Source organism: Hyphococcus lacteus, assembly GCF_041058985.1.
GTDB classification, from domain to species: Bacteria; Pseudomonadota; Alphaproteobacteria; order Caulobacterales; family Parvularculaceae; genus Hyphococcus; species Hyphococcus lacteus.
This window is the reverse complement of sequence record NZ_JBEHZE010000001.1, coordinates 2,168,793-2,193,375: the sequence shown is the minus strand read 5'-3', so window position 1 is coordinate 2,193,375 and position 24,583 is coordinate 2,168,793. Positions and strand designations below refer to the sequence as shown.

General features: G+C 51.4%; 24 protein-coding genes. 7 read left to right on the top strand and 17 right to left on the bottom strand.

The window, feature by feature from the left end; genetic code table 11:
- The first annotated feature begins 65 nt into the window (after positions 1–65).
- Entirely contained in the window at positions 66–1,085 is a 1,020-nt protein-coding gene (gene purM / locus ABFZ84_RS10420) for a phosphoribosylformylglycinamidine cyclo-ligase (protein WP_369313956.1), read from the top strand.
- Entirely contained in the window at positions 1,085–1,738 is a 654-nt protein-coding gene (purN, locus tag ABFZ84_RS10415; protein ID WP_369313955.1) for a phosphoribosylglycinamide formyltransferase, read from the top strand. Before purM ends, purN begins: the two co-directional genes overlap by 1 nt.
- Here purN and ABFZ84_RS10410 read toward each other — a convergent pair.
- The gene (locus ABFZ84_RS10410) at positions 1,735–2,523 is read right to left on the bottom strand and encodes a DUF1499 domain-containing protein (RefSeq protein ID WP_369313954.1); all 789 of its coding nucleotides are present in this window, start codon (positions 2,521–2,523) and stop codon (positions 1,735–1,737) included. The genes purN and ABFZ84_RS10410 overlap by 4 nt on opposite strands.
- A 150-nt stretch (positions 2,524–2,673) precedes the next feature.
- Between ABFZ84_RS10410 and ABFZ84_RS10405 the strand changes: the two genes are divergently transcribed.
- Positions 2,674–2,991, top strand: a complete 318-nt coding sequence (locus tag ABFZ84_RS10405; protein WP_369313953.1) for a polyhydroxyalkanoic acid system family protein — start codon at positions 2,674–2,676, stop codon at positions 2,989–2,991.
- 2 nt (positions 2,992–2,993) lie between these two features.
- Here the strand turns inward: ABFZ84_RS10405 and ABFZ84_RS10400 are convergent, their stop codons facing one another.
- From ABFZ84_RS10400 to ABFZ84_RS10380, 5 genes are all read right to left on the bottom strand, one after another.
- On the bottom strand, positions 2,994–4,367 hold the full coding sequence (locus ABFZ84_RS10400; protein WP_369313952.1) for an amidohydrolase: 1,374 nt from the start codon (positions 4,365–4,367) through the stop codon (positions 2,994–2,996).
- Positions 4,368–4,456: 89 nt separating this feature from the next.
- Positions 4,457–5,245 carry an SDR family oxidoreductase gene (locus tag ABFZ84_RS10395; RefSeq protein ID WP_369313951.1) on the bottom strand — a complete coding sequence of 263 codons (789 nt, stop codon included), beginning with the start codon at positions 5,243–5,245 and terminating at the stop codon, positions 4,457–4,459.
- Positions 5,246–5,257: 12 nt separating this feature from the next.
- Entirely contained in the window at positions 5,258–5,701 is a 444-nt protein-coding gene (locus ABFZ84_RS10390) for a nuclear transport factor 2 family protein (protein WP_369313950.1), read from the bottom strand.
- A 13-nt stretch (positions 5,702–5,714) separates the two neighbouring features.
- On the bottom strand, positions 5,715–7,421 hold the full coding sequence (metG, locus tag ABFZ84_RS10385) for a methionine--tRNA ligase (RefSeq protein WP_369313949.1): 1,707 nt from the start codon (positions 7,419–7,421) through the stop codon (positions 5,715–5,717).
- 102 nt (positions 7,422–7,523) lie between these two features.
- Positions 7,524–7,982: a hypothetical protein gene (locus tag ABFZ84_RS10380; protein WP_369313948.1), complete on the bottom strand. Its 459-nt coding sequence runs from the start codon at positions 7,980–7,982 to the stop codon at positions 7,524–7,526.
- 301 nt (positions 7,983–8,283) lie between these two features.
- Between ABFZ84_RS10380 and ABFZ84_RS10375 the strand changes: the two genes are divergently transcribed.
- Complete coding sequence (locus ABFZ84_RS10375; protein ID WP_369313947.1) at positions 8,284–8,742, top strand: GNAT family N-acetyltransferase; 459 nt, start codon at positions 8,284–8,286, stop codon at positions 8,740–8,742.
- A gap of 40 nt (positions 8,743–8,782) precedes the next feature.
- On the opposite strand, the gene ABFZ84_RS10370 is transcribed toward ABFZ84_RS10375, so the two are convergent.
- Genes ABFZ84_RS10370 through ABFZ84_RS10360 form a run of 3 tightly spaced genes read right to left on the bottom strand, consistent with a single transcriptional unit; the run spans position 8,783 to position 10,937 of the window.
- Positions 8,783–9,202: a DUF1801 domain-containing protein gene (locus ABFZ84_RS10370; protein ID WP_369313946.1), complete on the bottom strand. Its 420-nt coding sequence runs from the start codon at positions 9,200–9,202 to the stop codon at positions 8,783–8,785.
- Positions 9,203–9,210: 8 nt separating this feature from the next.
- The gene (locus tag ABFZ84_RS10365) at positions 9,211–10,629 is read right to left on the bottom strand and encodes a spinster family MFS transporter (RefSeq protein ID WP_369313945.1); all 1,419 of its coding nucleotides are present in this window, start codon (positions 10,627–10,629) and stop codon (positions 9,211–9,213) included.
- Positions 10,626–10,937, bottom strand: a complete 312-nt coding sequence (locus ABFZ84_RS10360) for a lipoprotein (protein WP_369313944.1) — start codon at positions 10,935–10,937, stop codon at positions 10,626–10,628. The genes ABFZ84_RS10365 and ABFZ84_RS10360 overlap by 4 nt, the downstream gene beginning before the upstream one ends.
- 107 nt (positions 10,938–11,044) lie before the next feature.
- On the opposite strand from ABFZ84_RS10360, the gene ABFZ84_RS10355 reads away from it, so the two are divergent.
- Complete coding sequence (locus ABFZ84_RS10355) at positions 11,045–12,037, top strand: NADPH:quinone oxidoreductase family protein (protein ID WP_369313943.1); 993 nt, start codon at positions 11,045–11,047, stop codon at positions 12,035–12,037.
- A 66-nt stretch (positions 12,038–12,103) separates the two neighbouring features.
- The gene (locus tag ABFZ84_RS10350) at positions 12,104–13,162 is read left to right on the top strand and encodes an NAD(P)/FAD-dependent oxidoreductase (protein WP_369313942.1); all 1,059 of its coding nucleotides are present in this window, start codon (positions 12,104–12,106) and stop codon (positions 13,160–13,162) included.
- 47 nt (positions 13,163–13,209) lie between these two features.
- On the opposite strand, the gene ABFZ84_RS10345 is transcribed toward ABFZ84_RS10350, so the two are convergent.
- The 3 genes from ABFZ84_RS10345 to ABFZ84_RS10335 all read right to left on the bottom strand — a co-directional run bounded on the left by ABFZ84_RS10345 (position 13,210) and on the right by ABFZ84_RS10335 (position 16,842).
- On the bottom strand, positions 13,210–14,385 hold the full coding sequence (locus ABFZ84_RS10345) for an acyl-CoA dehydrogenase (protein WP_407067085.1): 1,176 nt from the start codon (positions 14,383–14,385) through the stop codon (positions 13,210–13,212).
- A gap of 162 nt (positions 14,386–14,547) precedes the next feature.
- Positions 14,548–15,735, bottom strand: coding sequence for an acetyl-CoA C-acyltransferase (locus ABFZ84_RS10340; protein ID WP_369313941.1), 1,188 nt, complete (start codon positions 15,733–15,735; stop codon positions 14,548–14,550).
- Between the two features lie 57 nt (positions 15,736–15,792).
- Entirely contained in the window at positions 15,793–16,842 is a 1,050-nt protein-coding gene (locus tag ABFZ84_RS10335; protein ID WP_369313940.1) for a Glu/Leu/Phe/Val dehydrogenase dimerization domain-containing protein, read from the bottom strand.
- Positions 16,843–17,005: 163 nt separating this feature from the next.
- Here ABFZ84_RS10335 and ABFZ84_RS10330 point away from each other — a divergent pair, with 163 nt between their 5' ends.
- On the top strand, positions 17,006–17,482 hold the full coding sequence (locus ABFZ84_RS10330; RefSeq protein ID WP_369313939.1) for an Lrp/AsnC family transcriptional regulator: 477 nt from the start codon (positions 17,006–17,008) through the stop codon (positions 17,480–17,482).
- Between the two features lie 2 nt (positions 17,483–17,484).
- On the opposite strand, the gene ABFZ84_RS10325 is transcribed toward ABFZ84_RS10330, so the two are convergent.
- The 5 genes from ABFZ84_RS10325 to ABFZ84_RS10305 form a co-directional block, all read right to left on the bottom strand.
- On the bottom strand, positions 17,485–19,326 hold the full coding sequence (locus ABFZ84_RS10325; RefSeq protein ID WP_369313938.1) for an ATP-binding protein: 1,842 nt from the start codon (positions 19,324–19,326) through the stop codon (positions 17,485–17,487).
- Between the two features lie 122 nt (positions 19,327–19,448).
- Positions 19,449–20,756 (bottom strand): N-succinylarginine dihydrolase, encoded by a 1,308-nt coding sequence (gene astB, locus ABFZ84_RS10320; protein WP_369313937.1) that lies wholly within the window; start codon positions 20,754–20,756, stop codon positions 19,449–19,451.
- Entirely contained in the window at positions 20,753–22,213 is a 1,461-nt protein-coding gene (gene astD / locus ABFZ84_RS10315; protein WP_369313936.1) for a succinylglutamate-semialdehyde dehydrogenase, read from the bottom strand. The genes astB and astD overlap by 4 nt, the downstream gene beginning before the upstream one ends.
- A 42-nt stretch (positions 22,214–22,255) precedes the next feature.
- Positions 22,256–23,266 carry an arginine N-succinyltransferase gene (locus ABFZ84_RS10310; RefSeq protein ID WP_369313935.1) on the bottom strand — a complete coding sequence of 337 codons (1,011 nt, stop codon included), beginning with the start codon at positions 23,264–23,266 and terminating at the stop codon, positions 22,256–22,258.
- Positions 23,266–24,495, bottom strand: a complete 1,230-nt coding sequence (locus ABFZ84_RS10305) for a hydrolase (RefSeq protein ID WP_369314572.1) — start codon at positions 24,493–24,495, stop codon at positions 23,266–23,268. The genes ABFZ84_RS10310 and ABFZ84_RS10305 overlap by 1 nt, the downstream gene beginning before the upstream one ends.
- Between the last annotated feature and the right edge of the window lie 88 nt (positions 24,496–24,583).

The following is a 24,583-nucleotide window of genomic DNA, read 5'->3' as shown; positions in this document are numbered from 1 at the left end:
GCGCTACCCCCGGCAACGGTTAGGAGAGCGGCAAATATTAAATGCCCCCAACCCCCAAGGCGATTATGAGCGACGCATATAAGAAAGCTGGCGTGGATATTGATGCCGGAGATCGCCTGATCCGGGCCATTGGCCCACTTGCCCGCGCCACGGCCCGCCCCGGCGCTGATGCCGCATTGGGTGGTTTTGGTGGTCTGTTCGATTTGAAAGCGGCGGGGTTCAAAGACCCTATTTTGGTATCCGGCACAGATGGCGTGGGCACCAAGTTGAAAATCGCATTTGAAACCGGACTTCACCAAACCATTGGCATTGATCTCGTTGCCATGTGTGTGAACGACGTTTTAGCGCAAGGCGCAGAGCCGCTGTTTTTTCTCGACTACTTCGCAACGGGCAAACTCGACGAAGCAACTGCGGCCAATGTCGTTGCCGGTATTGCCGACGGCTGCGCCTTGGCGGGATGCGCATTGATTGGTGGCGAAACCGCCGAGATGCCGGGCATGTATGATGCTGGCGAATATGACCTCGCCGGTTTTTGCGTTGGCGCTGCGGAACGTGACCAGCTGTTACCGCGCAAAGTCGAGATTGGTGATGTGATGATTGGGCTTGCATCATCCGGCGCACATTCAAACGGGTATTCACTTATTCGCAAAATCGCCAAAGACAGCGGCACCAGCTATGATGCACCTGCACCTTTCGACAGTGCAAAGACATTAGGCCAGGCGTTGATCGCACCGACACGCATTTACGTGAAAAGCATTATGCCGCTGCTCAATGACACCGGTGTAAAAGCATTTGCGCATATTACCGGGGGCGGCCTGACCGATAATACGCCACGCGTACTCACCGACGATCTCTCGCCACGCTATGACGAAGCCGCACTTGATTTACCACCGTTGTTTGGTTGGCTAAAAGACGCTGGCGGACTTAGCACCGAGGATATGAGACGGACATTCAACTGCGGGATCGGCGGCGTTCTGGTTTGCGCCCCTGACATAGTCGAGCCCACACTCGCCACGCTAAAAGCATCGGGTGAAGACGTTCGGGTCATCGGCGATATCGTCGCAAATAACGGGAATGGCGCATAATGGCGCGGACAAAAATTGCGGTTCTCATTTCTGGCCGCGGCAGTAATCTGCAATCATTGATTGACGCTGCGGCGGAACCCGATTTCCCCGGTGAAATTGCGCTTGTTATTTCAAACCGGCCAAAAGCGGGCGGACTTGAGCGCGCAAGCAAAGCCGGAATCTCGGTCGAAGTCGTAGATCATAAAAGTTTTGAAACCCGAGAAGACTTCGAAGCCGCAATTAATCATGCTTTGAAAACGGCAAAAGTCGATTTCATTTGCCTCGCAGGATTTATGCGCGTTTTGACCGCTGGCTTTGCGAGTGATTGGCGTGGTCGCCTGATCAATATTCACCCGTCCCTGCTCCCGTCTTTCGAGGGGCTACACGTTCACGAGCGGATGATACAAGCGGGCGTTAAAATTGCGGGTTGTACCGTTCATTTTGTTTCGGCTGATGTCGACTCTGGCCCAATCATCGGCCAAGCTGCGGTTCCGGTTTTACCCGGTGATAACGAAGAAAAACTGGCTGCACGTATTTTGGAGCAAGAGCACAAGCTTTATCCCGCATGCTTGCGCTTGCTACTTGAAAATAAAGCCCGCCTGTTGGGCGCAAATGTGATCTATGACGATACAGTTGTTGCAACAGGCGAGCTCATTAATCCGCCAACAAATTAAAGCGATTTTGAGGCGTCAAGTTTTTCAAAGAATGCGCGCATGCGCGCTGCATTGGCACCTAAGTCGGAACCACCAACACGTGACTTTGAACGAACATCAACACGCGTAAGCGACCCCTCCGGCGTAAGGCGAACGACAAAATCATCATAGAATCCGAACCATTTAGATTTGTATTCCGCCTCGATAAGCCAGCCTTCGTCGCCCAATGTCTCATCGAGAATATCCATCCCCATATCGTCCAAAAGGTGACGTACGATCTCTGCGGTTTCATCTAGTCCGGCATTAACCTTATGTGCGGTCAAATCAGGAAACGCAGCCGCTTGCGCCTGCGCAACGGTCAATTCGCTACCTCGGACCATTTCGTCGCCGACATATTCAGGCGGATTCTTTCGGTCTTTTGACGCCCCCGCAACAATCGGCGGCGGATTATCAAAATCAGTTGTCACGTCATGAATGAATGGATTAGCCGCAACATCGGCCCGCATTTTCAGCGGAACTTGCGCCGCGCCGATTGCAACCAAGCCACAAACAATAGCAAAGATACCAAGCCCACGTGGCCCGATAACGAGCGAAGCAACCCCGCCCAACAACGATAGACCGGCCAATGTGAAAATAGGCGATAAACCAAACCCGCCTGTGATTTCTATTGGTGATGAAACCTGCCGGATCAATTTTAGCCCAGTGCCATAGTCCCACCAGCCCAATTGCGTACCCGGTCCGGAAAACGCAATCGTCAGCGCACAGCCCAACGCCGCTAACGATATTAGCGTGATAAATACTCTCATACTTATAAGCCCCTTAGTGTTTACCCCCAGCAGAGTGTACACCATTCGGTGTAGGCTTGCACAGAGTACACGTTAAAAACCCTAAACGCGTATTGGTTGAATCGAATATGATCATCACCATCTATTGTGCACTTGCTAAGGAGTGAACAAATGGCGCGCCCTGTGACAATCACGATTTCCCATGACCTCGGCAAAGAGGAGGCGCGCACGCGCGTGCGTGAAGGATTCGGGAAATTGAAGAACGCCATGACCGGCGGTGTGATGTTCAAGTTTCAAGAAGAATGGACGAGCGAAGACCGTCTTTCATTTACGGCGAAAGGGCTGGGACAAAATATTGTCGGTTCGATTGATATATTCCCGCAACATATCCGCATCGAAGCGGTATTGCCGGGTATGCTGGCGACCATCGCAGAGACAGTCGCCGGCAAAGTAGAACGCGAAGGCAAATTATTGCTTGAGCACAAATAGGCTCAATCTTTACGCAACAACTCTAGCGCGCCAATAGTCATCGCATGCACGCCAGTTTTAAGCGTTGGCTCCGGAACCGGCGCAAAGAACGGTGAATGATTCGCTGGCGGCAAATCCCCTTTGCCTTCTCGCGCGGCTTTCATCGCTTTTGGGTCATTCCCGCCAGTCCAGAAAATCAGTGTCGGAATATTCTCAGCCGTTCGTGTAAAGCGGCCAAAATCCTCGCCGCCCATGCTCGGCGGACGCGGATAGACCCGTTCCGGTCCCAGTTCGGCTGAAACCGCTGTCATGACCCGGGTGGTCAGGTCTTCGTTATTAAACGTCGACGGCGTGTATTCTTTTTCGATTTTGACAACCGGCATTAAATCATCAGGGAGGCCCGCAGACTTCGCTTGCGCGATGGCAATGCGTTCGATGCCCTCAAGCAACTTTGCGCGAACACCATCTTCGTAGGAACGTACCGTAATCTGAAGATGCGCTTCATCTGGGATGATATTGTGCTTATAGCCCGACTGGAATGCGCCAACTGTCACCACCCCTGAATCAAGCGGATCAAGTTCACGCGAAACCAATGTTTGCAATGCGTTGACAATCTGCGACGAGATCACAATCGGATCTTTGCCCATTTGTGGGGCTGATCCGTGAGCGCCAATACCTTTAACAAAAATATCGACACTATCCACATTCGCGAGCGCCCAACCAGGGGTGTAAACAACATCCCCTGCGGGGTCCCAACCGGATGTGTGGGTGGCAAGCACATAATCAGGCATCGGGAATTTTTTATAAAGTCCAGCCTCAAGCATTGCCATGGCACCAAGCCCGACTTCTTCCGCAGGCTGACCAACAAGCACAAGCGTACCCGACCATTGGTCTTTCATTTCAACGAGTCGCCGCGCCGTACCAACCAAAATTGCCATGTGACTATCATGGGCACAGGCATGCATCACCGGCGCTGTCTGACCAAGGTAATCTTCCGACACAACTTTTGACGCATAAGGCAGTCCGGTTTTTTCTTCGAGCGGCAACGCATCCATGTCAGCGCGCAACATCAAAGTCGGCCCTTCGCCATTTTTCATCACAGCAACAAGACCGTATCCACCGACACCATCATGAACCTCCCCCGCATCGAGCTTAGCTTTTTTGCGAGTCCATTCGTCACCAAATCCCGTGGTGATCTCAAAACCAAGTTGTTCAAGCTCGGTCTCCATACGCTTTGCGCTTTCACTTTCTTTGAATGAAAGCTCCGGATTTTTATGGAAGTGCTTGTAAAGATTGAAAATATACTCGTAATCCTGATCAACTGCATCAGACAACTGGTCGGCATGTGCCGGCACAATCATGAACATCGCAGCAGCCCCAAATAGATATTTTTTCATTGTACTTCCTCAAATAGTTGATGCGTGGAATTCATTACCTTGAGGCGAACATAGTCCGCATATTCAGTCAATGTCCTTTCGCTCAGGCCCTAGCCCCATGTCTGACCAATGCTGGAATACGCGACACCGCCATCGACAGCCAACGTATCGCCAACCACGTAATCGCCCGCGCGGGACGCAAGAAATACCGCAGTGCCGGCCATATCGGTATCGCGACCAATACGTTTTGCCGGAACGATTTTTGAAACGCCCTCGGCGTGATCTTTTGCGGCTTTGTTCATCTCAGACGCAAACGCACCGGGCGCAATACCACTAACGCAAATATTGTCGTCGATCAGGCGCGCTGCCATTCGTCGGGTCAAATGAATGACCGCCGCTTTCGACGCCTGATAAGAATACGTCTCCCACGGGTTGATCCGTATCCCATCAACTGAAGCGATGTTGATGACTTTTCCGGGCTTATCCGCAGTCGAGGTTTTCTTGAGCGCGTCATGTAACGCCTGCGTCAAGAAGAACAACGATTTCACATTAAGGTCCATGACCTTATCCCAACCGCTTTCAGAATAGTCCGCGAAGGGTTCGCCCCATGCCGCACCGGCATTGTTCACCAGAATGTCGAGCGTGTTTTCATGGGAGAGAAAATCGGCGGTTAATGCCTTGCAACCATCAACAGTAGAGACATCATGCGGCAGAGAAACACAGGTTCCATAAGCCAAGAGTTCTTCGGCAGTTTGATCACATGCGGGCGCTTTACGAGCCGTGATATAGACTTTTGCCCCTTGCTCCAGAAAGCCGCGCGCAATCATTTTACCGATACCACGCGATCCACCGGTAACGAGCGCAACGCGCCCTTCGAGGGAGAAAAGGTCTTTCATCATATCGGTAATTCCTTATTGCGGCGGGAAATACCAGAACCGTTTCACTTTGCCGTCTATGATTTCGTACACGACCACAGAGGCTTGGCTTTTACGCTCACCGGCTTCTTCCCAAACTGGGCGCTCAATTGCGGTGACGAAGTTACCGTTTACGGCAATGTTATCAAGGCTGGATGACACAGACGGATAAGCTTCAAAATAAGCAATCAATTCTGTGTGTAGTTGCGCCGCCGAAGATGTAACCGCACTCGCCTGTTGGCCAGAAAGCTCGATCCATGTCACATCGGAATGCCAAAATTCCCGCATTTTATCGGCATCATGGGCGTTAAACGCAGCCATCAGCCCGGTTACGACATCAACTTTCCCGCCGCTGGCCGGCACAGGGGCCGCACGTTCCGCATCGGGTGCGCACGCCGTGAACAAAAACAGGCACGCAAAAAGACCGAACAGACGCAGCATATACCCCCCCTATTTATTCTGCACCAAATTTCTGACGCCACTCTTCGACAGTATCATCTTCGATTTTGGCAAATAATACATCGGTAGGCGCAAATGTCTCGCCACCTTTTAAGAATGAAAGCGCAGTTTTCGCATCCTTGGGCCAGGCCGAAGATTTTTCTGGATCAAGCCCGAAAATCGCGAACATCTTATCACTCGTAAACGGAATTACCGGACGCGATAAGCTTGCGAATAATACAATTAGATTAAGTGCACACCGAACTGATGCCGCTGCTTTTTCGCGATCTTCTTTGATCACTGTCCAAGGGGCCGCGACCTGAAGATATTCATTGCCCGCCACCCAAATCGCACGAAGCTCAGTAAAGGCTTTGCGGAATTCCATCTTCTCAAGGCAATCCGTATAGGCGGTGATGCGTTCATCGAGTTCTTTAATCAACGCATTCTCGGCGTCGCCATATATGCCTTCGCTTGGCACTTCCTCGCCAAAACGCGCACTACAGAAACGGGTAATACGGTTGACGAAATTTCCCAGAACATCCGCGAGGTCTTTGTTCACGACGCTTGCGAAATGTTCGAGCGTGAATGACGCATCATCAGACTCTGGCGCATTTGCCATCAAGTGCCAGCGCCAATAATCCGCAGGCAGAAGATTGAGCGCCTGATCCATAAAAATACCGCGGTTTTGGCTGGTCGAAAACTTACCGCCATACCACGTAAGCCAGTTGAGTGACTTTAGCGCATCAACAGTTTTCCATGGTTCTTCCGATCCTAAAATCGTTGCTGGAAAACTAACCGTGTGGAATGCGACATTGTCTTTGCCCATGAACTGAACATAACGAACGTCGTCCGCGCCTTTGTCGGTCCGCCACCAGCTTTCCCAGTCACCATCATTATCATTGGCCCATGTTTCAGTGGCCGCAATATATTCGATCGGCGCATCAAACCAGACATAGAAAACTTTGTTTTCAAATCCGGCGCGCGGCTTTCCTTCATAGGCGACCGGAATGCCCCATTTAAGATCGCGCGTGATTGATCTATCCCGCAGACCTTCTTTGAGCCATTTCTGCGCAATGGATTTCGTAAGTTGCGGCCAATCGGGATTTGACGTGACCCATGCCGCAATCTTGTCCTGCATCTGTGCTTGTAAAAGATGAAGATGGCGGGTTTCGCGAACCTCAACATTTTTTGAACCAGAAATCGCTGAATAGGGTTCTTTCAGTTCAATCGGATCAAGCAAACGCCCGCAATTATCACATTGATCACCACGCGCTTTATCATAGTCACAATGGGGGCAGATGCCTTCTACATAACGATCCGGCAAAAAGCGCTCATCATCAATCGAATAGACCTGACGGTCGGTGCGTTCTTCGATCAGCCCGTTATCTTCAAGCACTTTGGCGAAATGCTGGGTCAGACGATGATTAGACGGGCTGGACGAACGACCAAAATGATCAAACGAAAGGCCAAAACGATCTCCGGCATCGCGCTGAATTTCGTGCTGTTCGCGGCAATAATCAGCCACGTCCTGCCCTGCGGCGCGTGCCGCCAATTCGGCCGGTGTGCCATGTTCGTCTGTTGCGCAGATATAAAGGACTTCCTCGCCCTTCTGGCGCTGAAACCGTGCATAGACATCGGCAGGCAGCATGGAACCCACAAGGTTCCCCAAATGCTTGATACCATTAATATAAGGCAGTGCGGACGTAATAAGGATGCGAGACATTCGTGGACTTTCCTAAGATAAGCCACGGTCTATAGCGGTAAGCCGCCCATTTCCACAAGAAATCAACGGCATTTAGGCTCCAGCGGCCCTGGAAAGCAGTCGCTAAGCCGTCTCCGTGGTCGGGATCTGCTCTAGCGCACCGGCTGCTGTCTTGAGAAACCGCGAAACAAGATCAAGCATGTCAGATGCGTCATAGCCATTCGCATAAGCCGCGATGAACCCGATAAACGCAATAAGGCCGAGCGTGCGCGAAATTGTACGGCGCGCCGCCAAAAACAACGCAACACCCGCCATCAACTCAACTGGTCCGGCCATACCGTTGACCGACAAAGACGACCAAATCTGATCGAGAAAACCGATATTGCTGCTGACTGCACCAAGGCCCTCGCCACCCGAAAGGTGTGTCACACCCATCAGCGAAAGAAATCCAGCGCAGGCACCTTGTGACGCGTCCTTGAAGCTCGCGGATATCCCGCCTATCGAACCGCCCCAATTCGAGCGGTATTCGCCCTCGGGCCGTACGTCGTATCTTGCATCATTAGCTCTAAGTAAGTGGTTCATAACAATCTCCCCAATTGCCTCGCCCAAGGTAAAGACTGCCTTGAAAAGACGGAGATTGATTGACTGAAATGGGGCCTAACGAGGGCGCACGCGTTTGTGAACGAACGAGCCACCACGATTGACCAAAAAGTTCCCCCGCCCTAGCCTGTCAAAATCAATATGGAGATTTAATGAGTCTCAATCCTGAGGCCTGACTAAAAATCACCCGCATTTTTATGCCGGTGATCAGAAAATAAGTAGCCGCGATGGTGATTGACCGTCGCGCGATTTTCTATGTCAGGTTTAATTCAGGAACAGAACATTGACCAACAAAATTGAACTACGTCCGGCAACTCTAATAGATGTGAACGAACTGGCGGAAATGTCCCACCGGACAATTTTGACAAAATATCCGTCAGTCATTGGTCGCGAAAAAGTCGAAGGCTATGTGGCGAGCGGTTTGGTCCCACAATATTATCAAGCCAACGTCGCAAATTGCGTCATCGCGCAGCACCAACACCAAATAGTTGGCGTCTGCGCTACGAAAATAAACTGCATTGATTTGATGATGGTCACGCTTGACCACCATCGAGCAGGCATCGGGTCGATTTTACTTCGTGATGCAGAAGACCGATTACTAACGACCTACGAAACTCTCTCGCTCGAATGTTTTCGTGACAATGTCCAAGCGTTTAACTTTTACATTAAACATGGATGGTCTGTAAAAAGACATTTCCTTGATGAAGAAAATAACATCGCAATGGCCGAACTGGTGAAATAAAAGCGTGGCAAGCCCAGTTCATCTGGGCTTGCTCCCGATTTTAAGACCATCGCTTTTTCGTTTTCTGGTAGGATTTTTTGATAATCTTTTTGAGAACGCTCTGATCGATATTCTGTAAACGGGTTATATAGAGACAGGCTTTTCCTCGTTTATATTTACCCAGCTTTTCCAAAAGCGGATCTTCGTCATCCAGCGAACCCAACACATACAAAACTAGATTGGCCTTACGCGGACTGAACCCGACCAACATGGAGTCACCTTCATGACCACTGTCGTAACGATAATGATATAGACCAAAGCCTATAATTGATGGACCCCACATAATCGGTGTGTCGCCGGTAATATTTTTCATCAATTCGCAAAGAGAATGCGCATCCTGACGCCGGGTTTCATTTTCGACGCTATTGATAAAGTCGTCTACGCTTATATCGCTGGGTTTGGTTTTGGCATCATATCCCATGACTGACCCTAGTGTGGTTGCCCATCGCCAGTGGCCGCGTTCCAGTCAGCATCAATCCGGTTACTGACTTGAAGAAACATCCAAGCGCCATAAAGCCCCGCCAAAGAAACAACGGACAACGCGATTCGCAGGCCAAGGTCTTCGCCAAAAGGAGCAATCAACGCACTAGACAAAAACCCTGCGATGGTCGGCCCTAGCCCCAAGGCAATCATATTGAGGACGAAAAAGAAAACAGCCGTGGACAAGGCGCGGACCGAAACTGGCGCGAGGGTCTGCGCCAATGCAAATGCTGGCCCGAGATAGAACCCAATCGCTAGCTGCACCGGGAATTGAAATGCAAGCGACACCACCGGGTTCGGATGCCACAACACAAACATAAACGCAGGTACATTGAGTGCGAGCGCAATCGCAGGAATGTAGCCATACATTTTGCGGTCTTTAATGGCGAACTTATCGACAAGAAATCCGCCTAGAAATGTACCCGCCGCATAAGCCGTTCCAGACACAATCCCAAGCCACAAATAGATTTGCATTAATGGAAAGTCGCTATGCGCGCGGGTATAGAAATCGACAATCCACGCACCATTCGCATAGGCGGTAAATGAAATGGCCGTCGTTGCGATGACGACCGCCCGATATGTCGGTATAGCGAACAAAAACTTGGCAGCGCGCCAAATCATCGCGACTTCATTAAAGGTTCCCGCCCGTGCTTTCGAAGGAAGAATAACGAAACAATTCCGGAGAAATTTTTCAAAGCTTCCTTGCGGCTCGCCAATTTCCATTCTTTTGAATTGGTCAGACTTTTCATCCCCATCGAACTGGCCGCGTTCTGGTTCTTTGACGGTAAATTTCAGCAAAAGCGCCATTAAAATGCCGGGCAACCCGACAACCACAAAAGCAACACGCCAAGAAAATGTTTGGGTCAACCAACCGCCGCCCAAAAAGGCAAGCGCCATTCCGATGGGAATTCCCATGGCATAAATTGCGAGCGCGCCCGCACGCTTTTCTTTAGGGAAATAATCCGAGATCAACGAATGCGCCGGCGGAGAGCCACCTGCCTCGCCAATGCCAACACCGACCCGAGCCAATGCGAGTTGCGTAAAGTTCGCAGCCATTCCCGATAGCGCGGTAAAGCCAGACCAAAGCGCCAGAGCGATGGAAATAATAGACACCCGGTTATGACGATCAGCCAGACGCGCAATAGGAATACCAAGAGTCGTATATAAAACCGCGAAGGCAAAACCCTTCAGTATACCGAGCTGCCAATCAGCAAGCCCAAGGTCTGCTTTGATCGCCGGTGATAAAATTCCGATGATCTGCCGATCTACAAAGTTAAATGTGTAGACCCCAGTCAGAAGAAAAAGAACGTAGAACCGATAAAGTGAAGCCGTTGGTTTTGCAGGCGCGGCTGCATTTGCCTCACTCATAGACGGAAGCTCGACACACAAGCGACACCGGATGCACCAATGGCCGTTACTGCGCGTGGATTATCAATCGCCATTAGCGCGCGAATTGCTGCCATTGTCGAATTTGATCGGCTTAGCCGTAATGTATATTGCGCTAGATCGGTCAGATCCTCACCGGAGAGCCGTTGGTCCAATTCATCGACCATGCAATCTGCGGTCTGATCTGGAAGGCCAATAGCGCGAAAACGATCCTGAAGCGTATATCGTGCCGCCGTCGCACATCCCGCTAACATCAACATTGCCAATGCGCCCAGTATCATTCGTTGCATGCAGACCCTCCCTTAAATGTTCGATCATGTGTCATTGATCGTTTATTGGTTCAGCTACAATGCGTAAGATGTCTCCCCAGAGCAAGGTTGAAGGACATACCCCCACTATGAAAGCAATGTTGAGCCACGAACCCGGCAGCCCAGAAACCCTGAAACTCACCGAAGTCGAGACGCCCGCCCCCGGCCCCGGTCAGGTGCTGATCGCGGTGAAAGCCGCAGGGGTAAATTTCCCGGACACCCTCATCATTCGCGACCTTTATCAGTTCAAACCACCCCGCCCGTTTGCGCCTGGCGGCGAAGTCGCCGGCATCATCGAAGCCGTCGGTGACAATGTCACTGGCTTTGCACCCGGTGACCGTGTGCTCGCGGGCGGCATCAATGGTGGTTATGCCACCCACTTTATTGCCGATGCTGCGCGCACCAATAAAATTCCCGACGCCATGCCGTTCGACGAAGCCGCAGGATTTATGCTGACCTATGGCACGTCACATTACGCACTGAAAAACCGCGCGAATATTCAACCGGGAGAATCGCTTTTCATTCTCGGTGCCGCTGGTGGAGTTGGCGCGGCAGCGATCGAGCTAGGAAAAGCGTTTGGTGCAAAAGTTGTAGCGGGCGTATCGTCGGAAGAAAAAGCCGCGTTCTGCCGCGAGCTTGGTGCAGACGAAACGCTCGTCTATCCGCGTGAGCTTGATCGCGATGGTCAAAAAGCGCTTTCGGGCGAGATCAAAAAGCTTTGCGGCGGCGAAGGTGCGAATGTTGTTTATGATGCCGTTGGTGGCGAGTATGCAGAACCGGCTGTGCGCGCTCTGGCTTGGGAGGGACGCTATTTGGTGGTCGGTTTCCCGGCAGGTATCCCAAAAATTCCACTTAACCTGACACTCCTCAAAAGTTGTCAGATCGTTGGTGTTTTCTGGGGCGCATTTACGATGCGCAACCCGGGGCTTAATGCAGAATATATCAACGAGATGTTCCACTTTTACGAAGAGGGAAAAATCCGTCCGCGCATTACAGCCTCCTTCCCACTGCAAGAAGCCGCAAAAGCACTCAATTTATTGCAAGAGCGTAAAGCAACCGGGAAAGTCGTTCTAAAGACCTGACCCCTTTTCATTGCCCGCGAAACGCGTTTAACTTCCCCCATTCGTAATGGGGGGAGATTTTCCCGCATGGCTTCGACGCTCGTAAAAAGCGCCCCTGCGGGCGGCACACACGAGACTGATGTGATAATCATTGGGGCTGGCCCGGTCGGGCTTTTCGCCGTTTTTGAACTCGGCCTATTGGGTATCAAAGCGCATTTAATCGATATTTTAGACAAACCCGGCGGTCAGTGTGCTGAGCTATACCCCGAAAAACCGATCCTCGACATTCCGGCGATAAAATCGATCACTGGCCAGCAATTAACCGAACAATTACTCGATCAAATTTCACCGTTTGATCCCCAGTTTCATCTCAATGAAATGGCTGTTTCTCTCGAAAAGCTTGATGACGGAAAATGGCGGATCGAAACTGATATGAATACGGCGATAACCGCGCCGGTAATTTGCGTGGCTGCCGGCGGCGGATCGTTTCAGCCAAAAAAACCACCCATCCCCGGCGTTGAAGAGTTCGAAGGAAAATCAGTTTTCTATGCAGTACGTCAACGTGAAATATTCCGTGGAAAGACCATCGTCATTGCTGGTGGCGGCGACAGCGCGCTTGATTGGACGAATAACCTCGCCCGCATAGCGAAAAAAGTTACGCTCATCCACCGGCGGCCAGACTTTCGCGCATCGCCAGACAGCGTCGAGAAAATGCATGCTCTTACCGCCGAGGGAAAAGTTGACTTTCATGTAGCACAGATCACTGGACTAACGGGCGCGAACGGACAGATCGGTGCCGTCAAAACAACTTCGGCTGATCATGCGGATCGCGAAATTGCGTGCGATATGATGCTGGCGTTCTTTGGACTAACAATGAAGCTGGGACCAATCGGAGAGTTCGGCCTTGATCTAACCGAGAACCGAATTGCCGTCGATACAGAGAAATTTGAAAGCTCAGTACCCAGTATTTTTTGCATTGGAGATATGGCGCATTATTCTGGCAAATTGAAACTCATTTTGTCGGGCTTTCATGAAGCGGCATTGATGGCCCACGGTGCGTTCCATTACATTTTCCCCGAGCAAAAACTAAAATTCCAACACACGACCTCATCGCGCAGCCTACAAGCGCGGATCAGCGGCGATTAAAAAAACGGCCCCATAAAGGGACCGTTTTCGTCGTTAGGAAATAGCTTTTACTGAAACGCTTGAAGCCCCGTCATCGCACGACCGAGGATGAGCGCGTGAATGTCGTGGGTGCCTTCATATGTGTTGACCGTTTCGAGGTTCATGGCATGCCGAAGCACATGATATTCATCAGAAATACCATTGCCGCCATGAATATCGCGGGCCACCCGCGCAATTTCTAGCGCCTTGCCACAATTATTTCGCTTCAACATTGAAATCGCTTCCGGCACATAAGCACCCTGATCAAGCAATCGACCAAGTTGCAATGAACCCTGTAGCCCAAGCGCAATTTCCGTCTGCATATCAGCGAGTTTTTTCTGAACAAGCTGTGTTCCAGCAATCGGCTTACCAAACACAATACGGTCCATGGCGTAATCGCGTGCATACATCCAGCATGCTTCAGCCGCGCCCATTGCGCCCCAAGAAATTCCGTAGCGCGCTTTGTTCAGGCATGAAAACGGACCGCGTAGTCCCTTTACTTTTGGCAAAAGGTTTTCTTCTGGAACGACCGCATCTTCGAGTGCAATTTCACCCGTGATCGACGCGCGTAGCGAAAGCTTGCCTTCGATTTTTGGCGTCGAAAACCCTTTTGTGCCACGCTCTACGACAAACCCACGGATCTCGCCGTCTAGCTTTGCCCACACAACCGCAAGATCAGCGATGGGTGAATTGGTGATCCACATCTTGGAGCCATTGAGTTTATAACCGTCACTAACCTTCTCGGCTTTGGTGCGCATCGCACCCGGGTCAGACCCGCCGTCAGATTCGGTAAGGCCAAAACAGCCAACCCATTCACCACTTGCCAATTTCGGCAGGTATTTCTTTTTCTGATCTTCCGTACCGAATGCTTCGATGGGGTACATCACAAGCGACGATTGCACCGACATGGCCGAACGATACCCGCTATCAACTCGCTCGACTTCGCGTGCGATCAAACCATAAGCCACGTGCCCTGCGCCGCCGCCGCCATACTCCTCGGCCACTGTTGCGCCAAGCAAACCTTGTGCACCGAGTTCAGTCATGATCTCGCGATCAAAATTTTCGTCGCGATTAGCCATGATGACGCGCGGCATCAATTTATCCTGCGCATAGCCTCGTGCCGCGTCACGGATCATCCGCTCTTCGTCGCTTAATTGTGTTTCGAGCAGAAGCGGGTCCTGCCAGTCGAAAGTCATTTGGGTCATAATTTCGGTCTACCGTCTCAATTAATTACCGAACCGACAAATCAAAGCCGGGCGGTTCCTCCCATCGAGGTTTGAGCATTTGATAGAGCCCAACCCGAGGAAAGAACAGCCTTGGCACCGCATTTTCGCTTAAATATTAGGCTGAAAACCGGCGCTTTTCGCCTAGATTAGCTCTAGCGCGATACTGGTCGCCTCACCGCCACCGATGCACAAACTCGCAACGCCGCGTTTACCGCCCGTTTTCTGGAGCGCGCTTATAAGCGTCACGAGGATCCGCGCACCAGACGCGCCAATCGGGTGACCAAGCGCAATCGCCCCGCCGTGGATATTGACCTTGTCGGCCGGAATATCATGCTCGCGCATTGCCGCGAGAGGCACGACAGAAAAGGCTTCATTGATTTCAAAAAGATCGACGTCTTTGACTGACCAGCCGACTTTATCAAGAACTGTTTTGATTGACGCAACTGGTGCCGTTGTAAACCATTCAGGCGCTTGGGCATGGGTCGAATGCGCAAGGATCCGGGCAACTGGTTTTGCACCTTTTGCCTCAGCCGTTGATTGCGGCATCAACACAAGCGCCGCTGCGCCATCGGATATGGCCGAGGCATTACCCGCTGTAACTGTTCCGTCTTTTTCAAATGCAGCACGCAAATTCGGAATTTTTCCCGCATCAACAACGCCCGGTTTCTCATCGTCGGAAACGACCACAACACCTTTGCGCGTTTTTACCTCAACAGGAACAATTTCATTGGTAAACAAACCATCTTTAATCGCTGCTTGCGCGCGCGTTACCGAACGCATGGAATATTCATCTTGTTGCTCACGGGAAAAATCTTTCTCGCGCGCGCATAACTCAGCGAAAACACCCATGGCTTTTCCGGGCTCATACGCATCCTCCAGGCCATCAATCGCCATGTGGTCATAGACGACCCCTGCGCCATATTTGATTCCTGTACGGCCATTTGGCAAAAGATGCGGCGCGTTCGTCATCGACTCCATGCCGCCCGCCACAACAATATCCGATGACCCGGCCAGAATAGAATCGTGGCCCATCATAACGGCCTTCATACCAGAACCACACATCTTGTTTACGGTGGTGCATCCCGCCGCTTGCGGAATGCCCGCGCTTAACGCGGCCTGCCGCGCTGGCGCTTGCCCAAGCCCTGCGGGAAGTACACAGCCCATAAGAACTTCAGCCACATCGTCCGCACTAACCTTGCCGCGCGAAAGCGCAGCCTCGATAGCCCGCGCGCCTAGTTCGGTAGACTTGACGCCCGTAAAGGCTCCAAGGAAATTTCCGACGGGCGTACGCGCCATTCCTGCAATAACAATGGGGTCTGATTGGGTCATGGTACTTCCTTCGTGAATTCTTGCTTCACTCTATTTGGGGCTGGGGGTGACGCTAATCTAGGCTGCCTTGGCACCTTTTGCGATCACTTCTAACGCGAGCTTGTTAGCAATCGCACCTGTCGGCGCATCTTCAGCCTCAGCGCGTTTGAAAATTTCCGTCAGCGTGTCACCGATTTTATCAATCCGACGATTCATTTCGTCGTTGGTCCACGTGCCCAAAATTTCCAGACCAACACTGATCACGCCAGCTGCATTGATCACATAATCTGGGCAATACAAAATTCCACGTGCGCGTAGGGCCTCGTCCATATCGGGTGTTCTCAGCTGATTGTTCGCCGCACCAGCAACGACCTTTGCTTTTATCACATCAATCGTATCTAGATTTATCGCCCCGCCCAAAGCACAGGGTGAAAAAATATCGACATCAGCAGCGATTGCTTGCTCAGGTGTGACAGCTTTTGCACCAAAACGCTCAACTGCCTCTGATACTGCGGCTTGGTTTACATCAGCGACAACAAGCGTTCCGCCTTCTTCGTGAATTAATCGGGCTAGCTCCATCCCAACGGCACCAACACCAAGAATAGACACGCTTAAACCATTGAGCGATTCTGCATGAAACTTTTGCCGCGCCGCAGCCTGCATGCCGCGCCAAACACCTCGCGACGTAAATGGCGACGGATTTCCCCCAACACCTTTTTTATCAATGCCCGCTGCAAATTTAGTGACCGATTGGATCATTTTCATGTCATCTTCGGACACGCCAGAATCCTCGGCCGTATAGTACAGACCATCGAGGCTATCCACGGCTTGACCAAACGCACGCAACATTTCTGGAGTTTTGTCTGTCTTTGGGTTCGCAAAAATCACAGCCTTGCCGCCGCCAAAAGGAATACCGCCCAGCGCGTTTTTATAAGTCATGCCGCGCGACAAATTTTTGACGTCTTCAAGCCCGGCTTCAAAACTTTCGTATGGAAATACTCGACATCCGCCACATGACGGGCCGAGCGTTGCATCATGAACCGAAATGAGCGCATTGAGCCCAGAATTTTTATCGGTGAAATGTACAACCTTGCTCCAACCGTCTACCGGCAATATACGAGACTCCATTACGTCTTTCCTTTTATGCGGTGCGCTCTGTCCACCAAAACGCTCGACCGACACGGCGCTGAATAGCGGATTTCGTAGAGTGCTTCCTGTCAAATATCGAGTATTTACGCTTGACGCTTAGCATTAAATGCTAAATACATGGCCTGTTATTGGAAGTGAACACATGAAGCTCGACCATATCGACCACAAGATCCTGAAACACTTGCAGGAAAATGCTCGCATCACCAATGCGGAGCTCGCAGAACGTGTTGGGCTATCGCCCACCCCTTGCTTGCGCCGCCTGCGTCGCCTTGAAACCGAAGGCATTATCAAAGGCTATCGCACGGAGATCAACCGTGAAGCATTGGGTGTGAATGTCACGGTCATCATTCTCGTCAAACTGGAGCGTGAAGATGACAAGACGTTACGCGAATTCGAAACGGCCATAAAAGACCGCGAAGAAGTCATGGAATGTTACCTGGTAACAGGCAAGTTCGATTACTTCATCCGTGTGGTTGTTCCGTCACTTGCGACATACGAAACATTCTTATCGGAGACGATGCTCCGTATGCCCAATATTGCCACCGTAGAATCAAGTTTTACGTTGCGCGAAGTGGCCCGCAAAATTGTAACGCCGCTACCACAATCAATTATCCGGTAAAATCAAGCCACACTTGATTGAGTAGTTGATTGCTGGGCGGCTGTCATAACCCGATCAATTTCGTTGTGAAGATCATCTGGCCGGATGGGTTTTGTGATGTAACCGTCAAAACCCATTTCCATATATTTTTCGATTTGTTGCTGCATCGCATGGGCTGAGACCGCAACAATAGGCACAGGTTTTTCCTTACCCTGCTCTCGTTCCATAAACTTGATTTGGCGCATGGCCTCCGGCCCATCAATGACCGGCATTGATATGTCCATCAATACAAGATCGTACTCCCCGCATTTGAATGCTGAGATTACTTCCAGGCCATTTTCTTTGAACTGAACTTCGTGATTACGCTGGCCAAGAAATGCATTCAACACGGCCTGATTGACTGCGTTATCCTCACCGGCAAGGATTTTAAGTTTTCGTGGTGCCGCGGGCGGCTGGTCATTTGCAGCAAGCGGTCGGACGTCAGTCTCAGTGGTTTTTTCTGCAACTGGCGGCGCGATAAACCTAACTGAAAAAATGCTTCCCGTTCCTGGCTCAGAAACCACCGATATTTCACCATCCATCGCCTCAGTCAGCCCCTTAGCGATAGAAAGCCCCAGCCCTGTCCCGCCATATTTCCGGGTAGTCGTAACGTCAGCCTGCGTGAAGGGATCGAATATTTTATCAATCTGATCCTTGTTCATGCCGATACCGCTATCAGCAACTTTTATCTCGACCCGATGATCAACTCCATCGGACGTATCAATAGTAAGCTTGACCAAACCTTCGTCAGTAAATTTAACCGCATTCGACACTAAGTTGTGCACAATCTGTAAAATACGATGACCATCGCCGAGGCGCATAGATTCTAGGCTGGGATTATTGATAATCTCAATTTCAAAATTGAGCCCCTTCTCTTCTGCTTTTAAGCCATGAAGATTTTCAACGCGGCGAGCAAGTTCAGTAAACGAAAACGGCCGGTTTTCAATTTCGACTTTATTGGCCTCAACCTTCGAGAAGTCCAAAAGGTCATTTAGCACCATCATCAAAAGATCACCTGAGTCACTAATGATTTCCAGCTTCTCACGTTGCTCAGGTGTCAAGTCACTATCAGCCAGCGCTTTCGCCATCCCGAGAATACCATTCATCGGTGTACGAATTTCATGGCCCATATTCGCAAGAAAAATTGACTTTGCGCTATTCGCCTGTTCTGCCTGTTCACGGCGCAGCGTCGCCTCTTCTGATGCCCGGCGCATCGTCAAACTAGAGGTACGGTATTCGCGGAAAGCCATGACAAGATGACCAAGATACATGAATTCGGCCAACAATAACGCTGCCGCACCAATATGCCCTGGCGCAGCGCCGGTGATAATAGAATGAAGTGGCAATCCCAGATAATAGCAAAGATGAGGAACAAGAGCAGCGACGAAGGTTCGCTTTTCGTGGTGCATGTGCATTGTGACATGCAGCAAGGCCCCGGTAAGCCACAGTACCGCAAATATCTTGCCCGGCGTGCCCCAATACATCCATAGCATCGTTGGGAAAAACGAATATATCGCGCTCGCCTGCACCGAGCCCATAATGACCCCAGCCCACTCAGTCTGCGTAATTGGCCGCGTTCTGTTCGATTCACGAAAAGGTGCCCAGACGATGTTATCAACGATCTGACTCAACGCCATCACGCCGAACCATACCAAAGACATTAATGGCGAGACCGCAACCCAAAGGATTGCGGCACCTATTCCCGCAATAACAAAGCGAACTTTTAACTGGTGCCTTCGCGCCAGCGCAGTTGCGACAATCCCGGAAAGAACCAAGGCATCTAAGCGCTCGCTGTCCCGTTCCCCGCCAGATCTCGCTTCTGTCATCTTAAACTCCGATAGGTCACCAAAGTGACGCTTTATCGGGGAAGTAATAAGTGAGAAACCTTAAATCTCACCTACTACAAAGCGAAGTTTCTGTCCTAAAATGGCACAATGTCAGGCATGGATTAACGCTGAAAATCGTAAAATGCACCCATTGCGAGAATGTCTGTCAACGCTTGCATAGCGGCGAAACTCTCGTCCATAAATTCCGGGTCCCGAAGGTCATCGGGCACAACACGGTCGCGATAGTGATTTTTGACCCATCCCTCTAACTGAGTGATTTTCTTTTCGTTCAGAATGAAATTCGCATTCACCGCTGACGCTTCAGCTTCAGAAAGAACCACCCGCAAGCGCAGACATGCCGGCCCACCGCCGTTTCGCATCGACTCGCGTACATTTTTATAAATCACCCGATTGATCGGATTATTCTTGGCAAGGGTTTCCTCAAGAAAAGCTTTTACGCGCGGATTTTCCTCAGATTCGGCGGGCAGCAGCAAAGCCATCTCGCCACCGGGCAAGGTCAATAATTGCGAATTAAACAGATATGTTTTGATACAATCTTCGAGCGAGACCGCTTTCGACGTCGCCTCCACGATCTCAACAAACGGGGCTTTTTCGCGAATAGCCGCATAAGCCGCATCGCGATCGGCGAAGCTGTCTTCGTGCAAAAATAACACACGCCCATTTGCGACGCCGACCACGTCGTTGTGAAATGCACCCGCATCCAGCGCAGCCGCAGATTGCTTCACAAATACACACTGGGCACTGCCAAGTTGATGATTGCGCGCCACGGCTTCGCTCGCCCGAAGCTTCTGCCGCGCGGGAAATGTCTCGCCATCCTCTCCGTACACAAATAAATGCACAGCCTTGTCGCCATGGTTCTCACAAAGGCGCCCATGATTAGCAGCCCCCTCATCACCGAAATGCATCGCGCCCGGCAATGGCTCATGATGCACAAAATACTGGGCGTCATGAAAAATATGCGATAGCACCCGCGCCGTCGTATCCGCCTCGATTGAGCGATGAAAGTTTGCGGCGAGATTTGCAGCCGTAAAGTGAACTTTTCCATCGGCTGTGTCTGGTGATGGCGCAACAGTACCCGCATTTGCGGTCCACATAGGCGACGCTGCATAACAGTTGGCCAACAACTGCGGCTCGATCACCGCAGCTTTTTCGATGATCTGGCGATCCGTTCCAGTAAAGCCAAGCGCCCGCAATGTTTTAAGGTGTGGGCGATCGTGCGGAGGCAGGAACCCTTGGCCAAGACCAAGCGCCATAGCTTCGCGCATTTTACCCAAGCCCTGAAGCGCGGCCTCTCTCGGGTTTGACGCAGCGCCCGCATTATTCGCGGAGGCCAGGTTACCAAATGAAAGGCCGGCGTAGTTGTGTGTCGGGCCGATCAAACCATCGAAGTTATATTCTGAGTAGGTCATTTAATACCCACTTGATCATCCGCAAGCGGAAGCAATTTCTCGCCTTCCATAGACGCAACCGGATAGGCGCAATAATCTGCGGCGTAATAGGCCGATGGACGGTGATTGCCCGAAGCGCCAATACCGCCAAAGGGGGCAGCACCAGAAGCACCTGTTGTTTGGCGGTTCCAATTCACGATACCCGCCCGTGAAAGCTTCAAGAAGGTTTCCCATTTGGCTTTGTCGTCGGTTATAATGCCCGCAGAAAGCCCGAACTTCGTTCTATTCGCGAGATCAATCGCCTCATCAAAATCATCAACGCGCCAGACTTTGAGAAGTGGTCCAAAATGTTCCTCATCAGGAACATTATCACGCATGGTAACGTCAACGATTCCGGGGCTAACAAAAGCACTACCGTCTTCGCGAACACTCAAATTGCGAATGGCCTGTCCATCTTGTTCAACAAGGTGATCAAATGCGCGCTCAAGGTTTTCGGCGATTTTCGGTAATACCACCGGGCCCATGAATGGCTGTGGGTCATCAAACGGGGCACCAACACGAATGCGGTCCGTAATTTTCGCCAATGCATCAATCGCCTTATCACCCGCCTCACCTTTAGGCAGAATCAAACGCCGCGCACAAGTACAACGCTGGCCGCTGGTCAGAAACGCCGACTGAACAACCGTAAAGGCCGCGGCTTCAACATCCGCTGCATCCCACCAGATGAGCGGATTATTTCCACCAAGTTCCAACGCCAAGATAACGTCCAGTCGATCAGAAAATTGCTTGTGTATCGCAAGGCCCGTTTTTGCGCCCCCCGTAAACAAAACACCATCAACCTCAGCGCCTGTTAACGCTTCGCCGGTTTCCCTGCCGCCTTGAACCATATTGATTACGCCAGCAGGAACACCCGCCTCGACCATACGTTCAACGATAAATGCACCGGGCCCCGGCGTGATTTCAGACGGTTTGAACACAACCGTATTTCCCGCAAGAAGTGCCGGTACAATATGACCATTGGGCAAATGGGCCGGAAAATTATAAGGCCCAAGAACCGCCATCACGCCATGAGGTTTGTGACGCAGAATGCCGCGCGTTGCACCGCTCGCTGTTTCGGTTTCGCCGGTCCGTTCGTAATATGCGCGAATGGAAATATCGACCTTACCGGCCACCGTTGCGGCTTCAGTTTTGGTTTCCCAAAATGGTTTCCCAGTTTCCCGCGAGATCAATCGCGCTAGCTCTTCGCCATCGCGTTTTATAAGATCCCGATACTTCTCCATGATTGCAATTCGGTCCCCCAAAGGGGTTAGCGCCCACGACTTAAACGCGGCCCGCGCAGCACCAGCGGCTTCGTTTACGTCAGCGCTGGTTGCGCTCGCGCCTGTCCAAATGACCTCACCGGTTGACGGGTCTAAGCTCGAAAAATCGGAACCTGAACCAACACGCCATTCGCCGTCGATCAGAATTTTGTTAGTCATTTTATGCCTCGCAACTTGTAATAACGAAACACGCTGAGAGAGCTACCATTTCAACGCGCGCACTTCGTCATCATTTTTGGCGCCGAGCGCTCTGGCTGCCTCTTTGTTTATCGTGATGGTGTCACCATCAACCATCCCTTCGCTGCGCACCACGCGAAAGGTAGAAAGCCGTCCAGCGGCAATTAGAAATTGCGGACCTGATTCAGGGTCACCAATTTTCACCTTATAAAGCTTGCTCTCGCGCACTGATTTAATGTCGTCAATTCGGGCATCAACCAGCGGGCCAGCGTCAAACACATCTATATAACCGCGAAACGCAAAACCTTCACTCAGGAGCATATTAAATGCCGGAAGTGCACTGTTATGGGGCTTACCTAAGACTTCGCGCGCAGCCTTAGGTAACAACGCCACATAGATCGGATGGCGCGGCAATAGGTCTGCTATCATCTGATTACCCATGGAGGAATTTGCAAGGTCCGCATCTTCGAATTCCATGTCAAAGAAAAGCCGCCCTAGCGAATCCCAGAATGGTTGCTCGCCTTTTGATCCGCGCCAGCCGCGCATTTCCGCGCAGACCGGGTCCGCAACGAGTTTACGGTGCTGAGCAATAAAAAGATAACGCGCCTTTGCGAGGAACTTACCATACCCGCCACCGCGCGCATCGGGCGAAAGAAACAATGTTCCGACCTCAGCACAACCGGTGAAATCATGGGTTGGGACCAGCAAACGACGTTCAATCCGTTTTTTAAGTTGCTTTGATGCGTGTACGGTTTTGTTTATACGGTAATTCACAAACCCATAATCAAGGCCAACTGCTGAAAAAACAGCCGATGTACCGATGACTTTACCGTCCTGCTCCAAGACCATCATATAGACTTCGCCGGATGGGTGGTCGGCATCAGCCTCGAAGCTCTCCACCGCATATTCTACCCGCGGGCGTAGTGCTTCCGCCTCGGACGGCAAGTTCGTCATGCCGCCACCCGATAATTTCGCCAGCGCCAAAACTTGATCAAAATCATCGCGGCGCACTGGCCGCATAAATGCCAGTGACATTAATTATTCTCCGTTTTGTCAAACAGACCTGGATTAGGAATTTCGCCCGCGGCGATTTTAAGCAATAGCAATGCTGATAATTTTGACCGCTCAACCAGGCTATCAAGTTTTGCGAATTCTTGCGCCGAGTGAATGTGGGCACCACGCACACCAAGCGTATCAATAACCGGAATACCGGCAGCGGCGATATTATTACCGTCGCAACAACCACCTGTCGGGACCCAGTCTACTTTAATACCAAGGTCATCCCCTGCGGCCCGAAGCGCGCGGAAAAATGCATCGAGTTGCGGCGTCATCGGTTTTGGCGGGCGCGTAAAGCCGCCTTCGAGTTTTGCACGAAACCCCTCGCGTTTATCGATCGTATCAATAAGGCTCTGCGCGTTGCGAAGTAACCAATCAGAATCTTCCGGCTGCTCGAGGCGAACATTGAACCGCACAACCGCAAGATCCGGCACAACATTGTTCGGACCACCGCCATCAACCCGCGCGACATTTACAGTCAGACCTTCACGCTGGCCCGATAGCTGATTGATCCCCGCGACAAAATCGGCTGCCGCGACAAGCGCGTTCCGGCCCAAATGATGTTCACGGCCTGCATGCGCGCTTTTTCCTCGAATAACAGCCGCAAAATTTCCGCTGCCTTTTCTGGCCCCGGCAAGTGTGCCATCCGCCAATGCCGGTTCATAAACGCACGCAAAATGCGCTCGTGATGCAGCATCCGTAAGCATATGCGCGGACCCTTGCGAACCGATCTCCTCATCCGCATTAATCAGCACTTCATAACCGATCTGATCGGCCAGGGACGATTGCTCTATCGTGAGCAACGCGTGCAGCATGACCAAAAGACCGCCCTTCATATCGGCGGCACCCGGTGCATTCAGCGTATCGTCATCCAAAAACGTCTCGGACTGGAAAGCATGATCAATCGGAAAAACCGTATCCATATGCCCAGTCAGCAGGACCCGAACCGGGGCTTGTGGGCGCTTGACCAGCCGCAACATATCCCCCAACGCCTGTTCAACGACCTCCCCCTCGCGTGTCACCACAGGTAGCGGGCGCGAGGGTAGCGTTTCAATCTCCGCGCCCAAGTCCGAAAACGCCTCAGAAAGCGCTGCGTGCATCGTTTTTAGGCCGGCAAGATTGCTGCTGCCGGAGTTAATGGCGCACCATTGTCTGAGACGCTCGGTCATCGGACCGCGCCTATCATCCAAAAATGCGAGATCATTCATGAAATTGTGTGTCTGGGTCATAGGATACAAGCAGTAGCGAAGGCAGCAAATCGCCGCAAGAGAGGCCCGCGCAACCAAAGCAGGTTTC

Coding starts and splice junctions, on each gene's coding strand:
- purM (WP_369313956.1), top strand. CDS start 66: ATGAGCGACGCATATAAGAAAGCTGGCGTGGATATTGATGCCGGAGAT.
- purN (WP_369313955.1), top strand. CDS start 1,085: ATGGCGCGGACAAAAATTGCGGTTCTCATTTCTGGCCGCGGCAGTAAT.
- ABFZ84_RS10410 (WP_369313954.1), bottom strand. CDS start 2,523: ATGAGAGTATTTATCACGCTAATATCGTTAGCGGCGTTGGGCTGTGCG.
- ABFZ84_RS10405 (WP_369313953.1), top strand. CDS start 2,674: ATGGCGCGCCCTGTGACAATCACGATTTCCCATGACCTCGGCAAAGAG.
- ABFZ84_RS10400 (WP_369313952.1), bottom strand. CDS start 4,367: ATGAAAAAATATCTATTTGGGGCTGCTGCGATGTTCATGATTGTGCCG.
- ABFZ84_RS10395 (WP_369313951.1), bottom strand. CDS start 5,245: ATGATGAAAGACCTTTTCTCCCTCGAAGGGCGCGTTGCGCTCGTTACC.
- ABFZ84_RS10390 (WP_369313950.1), bottom strand. CDS start 5,701: ATGCTGCGTCTGTTCGGTCTTTTTGCGTGCCTGTTTTTGTTCACGGCG.
- metG (WP_369313949.1), bottom strand. CDS start 7,421: ATGTCTCGCATCCTTATTACGTCCGCACTGCCTTATATTAATGGTATC.
- ABFZ84_RS10380 (WP_369313948.1), bottom strand. CDS start 7,982: ATGAACCACTTACTTAGAGCTAATGATGCAAGATACGACGTACGGCCC.
- ABFZ84_RS10370 (WP_369313946.1), bottom strand. CDS start 9,202: ATGGGATATGATGCCAAAACCAAACCCAGCGATATAAGCGTAGACGAC.
- ABFZ84_RS10365 (WP_369313945.1), bottom strand. CDS start 10,629: ATGAGTGAGGCAAATGCAGCCGCGCCTGCAAAACCAACGGCTTCACTT.
- ABFZ84_RS10360 (WP_369313944.1), bottom strand. CDS start 10,937: ATGCAACGAATGATACTGGGCGCATTGGCAATGTTGATGTTAGCGGGA.
- ABFZ84_RS10355 (WP_369313943.1), top strand. CDS start 11,045: ATGAAAGCAATGTTGAGCCACGAACCCGGCAGCCCAGAAACCCTGAAA.
- ABFZ84_RS10350 (WP_369313942.1), top strand. CDS start 12,104: ATGGCTTCGACGCTCGTAAAAAGCGCCCCTGCGGGCGGCACACACGAG.
- ABFZ84_RS10345 (WP_407067085.1), bottom strand. CDS start 14,385: ATGACCCAAATGACTTTCGACTGGCAGGACCCGCTTCTGCTCGAAACA.
- ABFZ84_RS10340 (WP_369313941.1), bottom strand. CDS start 15,735: ATGACCCAATCAGACCCCATTGTTATTGCAGGAATGGCGCGTACGCCC.
- ABFZ84_RS10335 (WP_369313940.1), bottom strand. CDS start 16,842: ATGGAGTCTCGTATATTGCCGGTAGACGGTTGGAGCAAGGTTGTACAT.
- ABFZ84_RS10330 (WP_369313939.1), top strand. CDS start 17,006: ATGAAGCTCGACCATATCGACCACAAGATCCTGAAACACTTGCAGGAA.
- ABFZ84_RS10325 (WP_369313938.1), bottom strand. CDS start 19,326: ATGACAGAAGCGAGATCTGGCGGGGAACGGGACAGCGAGCGCTTAGAT.
- astB (WP_369313937.1), bottom strand. CDS start 20,756: ATGACCTACTCAGAATATAACTTCGATGGTTTGATCGGCCCGACACAC.
- astD (WP_369313936.1), bottom strand. CDS start 22,213: ATGACTAACAAAATTCTGATCGACGGCGAATGGCGTGTTGGTTCAGGT.
- ABFZ84_RS10310 (WP_369313935.1), bottom strand. CDS start 23,266: ATGTCACTGGCATTTATGCGGCCAGTGCGCCGCGATGATTTTGATCAA.
- ABFZ84_RS10305 (WP_369314572.1), bottom strand. CDS start 24,495: ATGAATGATCTCGCATTTTTGGATGATAGGCGCGGTCCGATGACCGAG.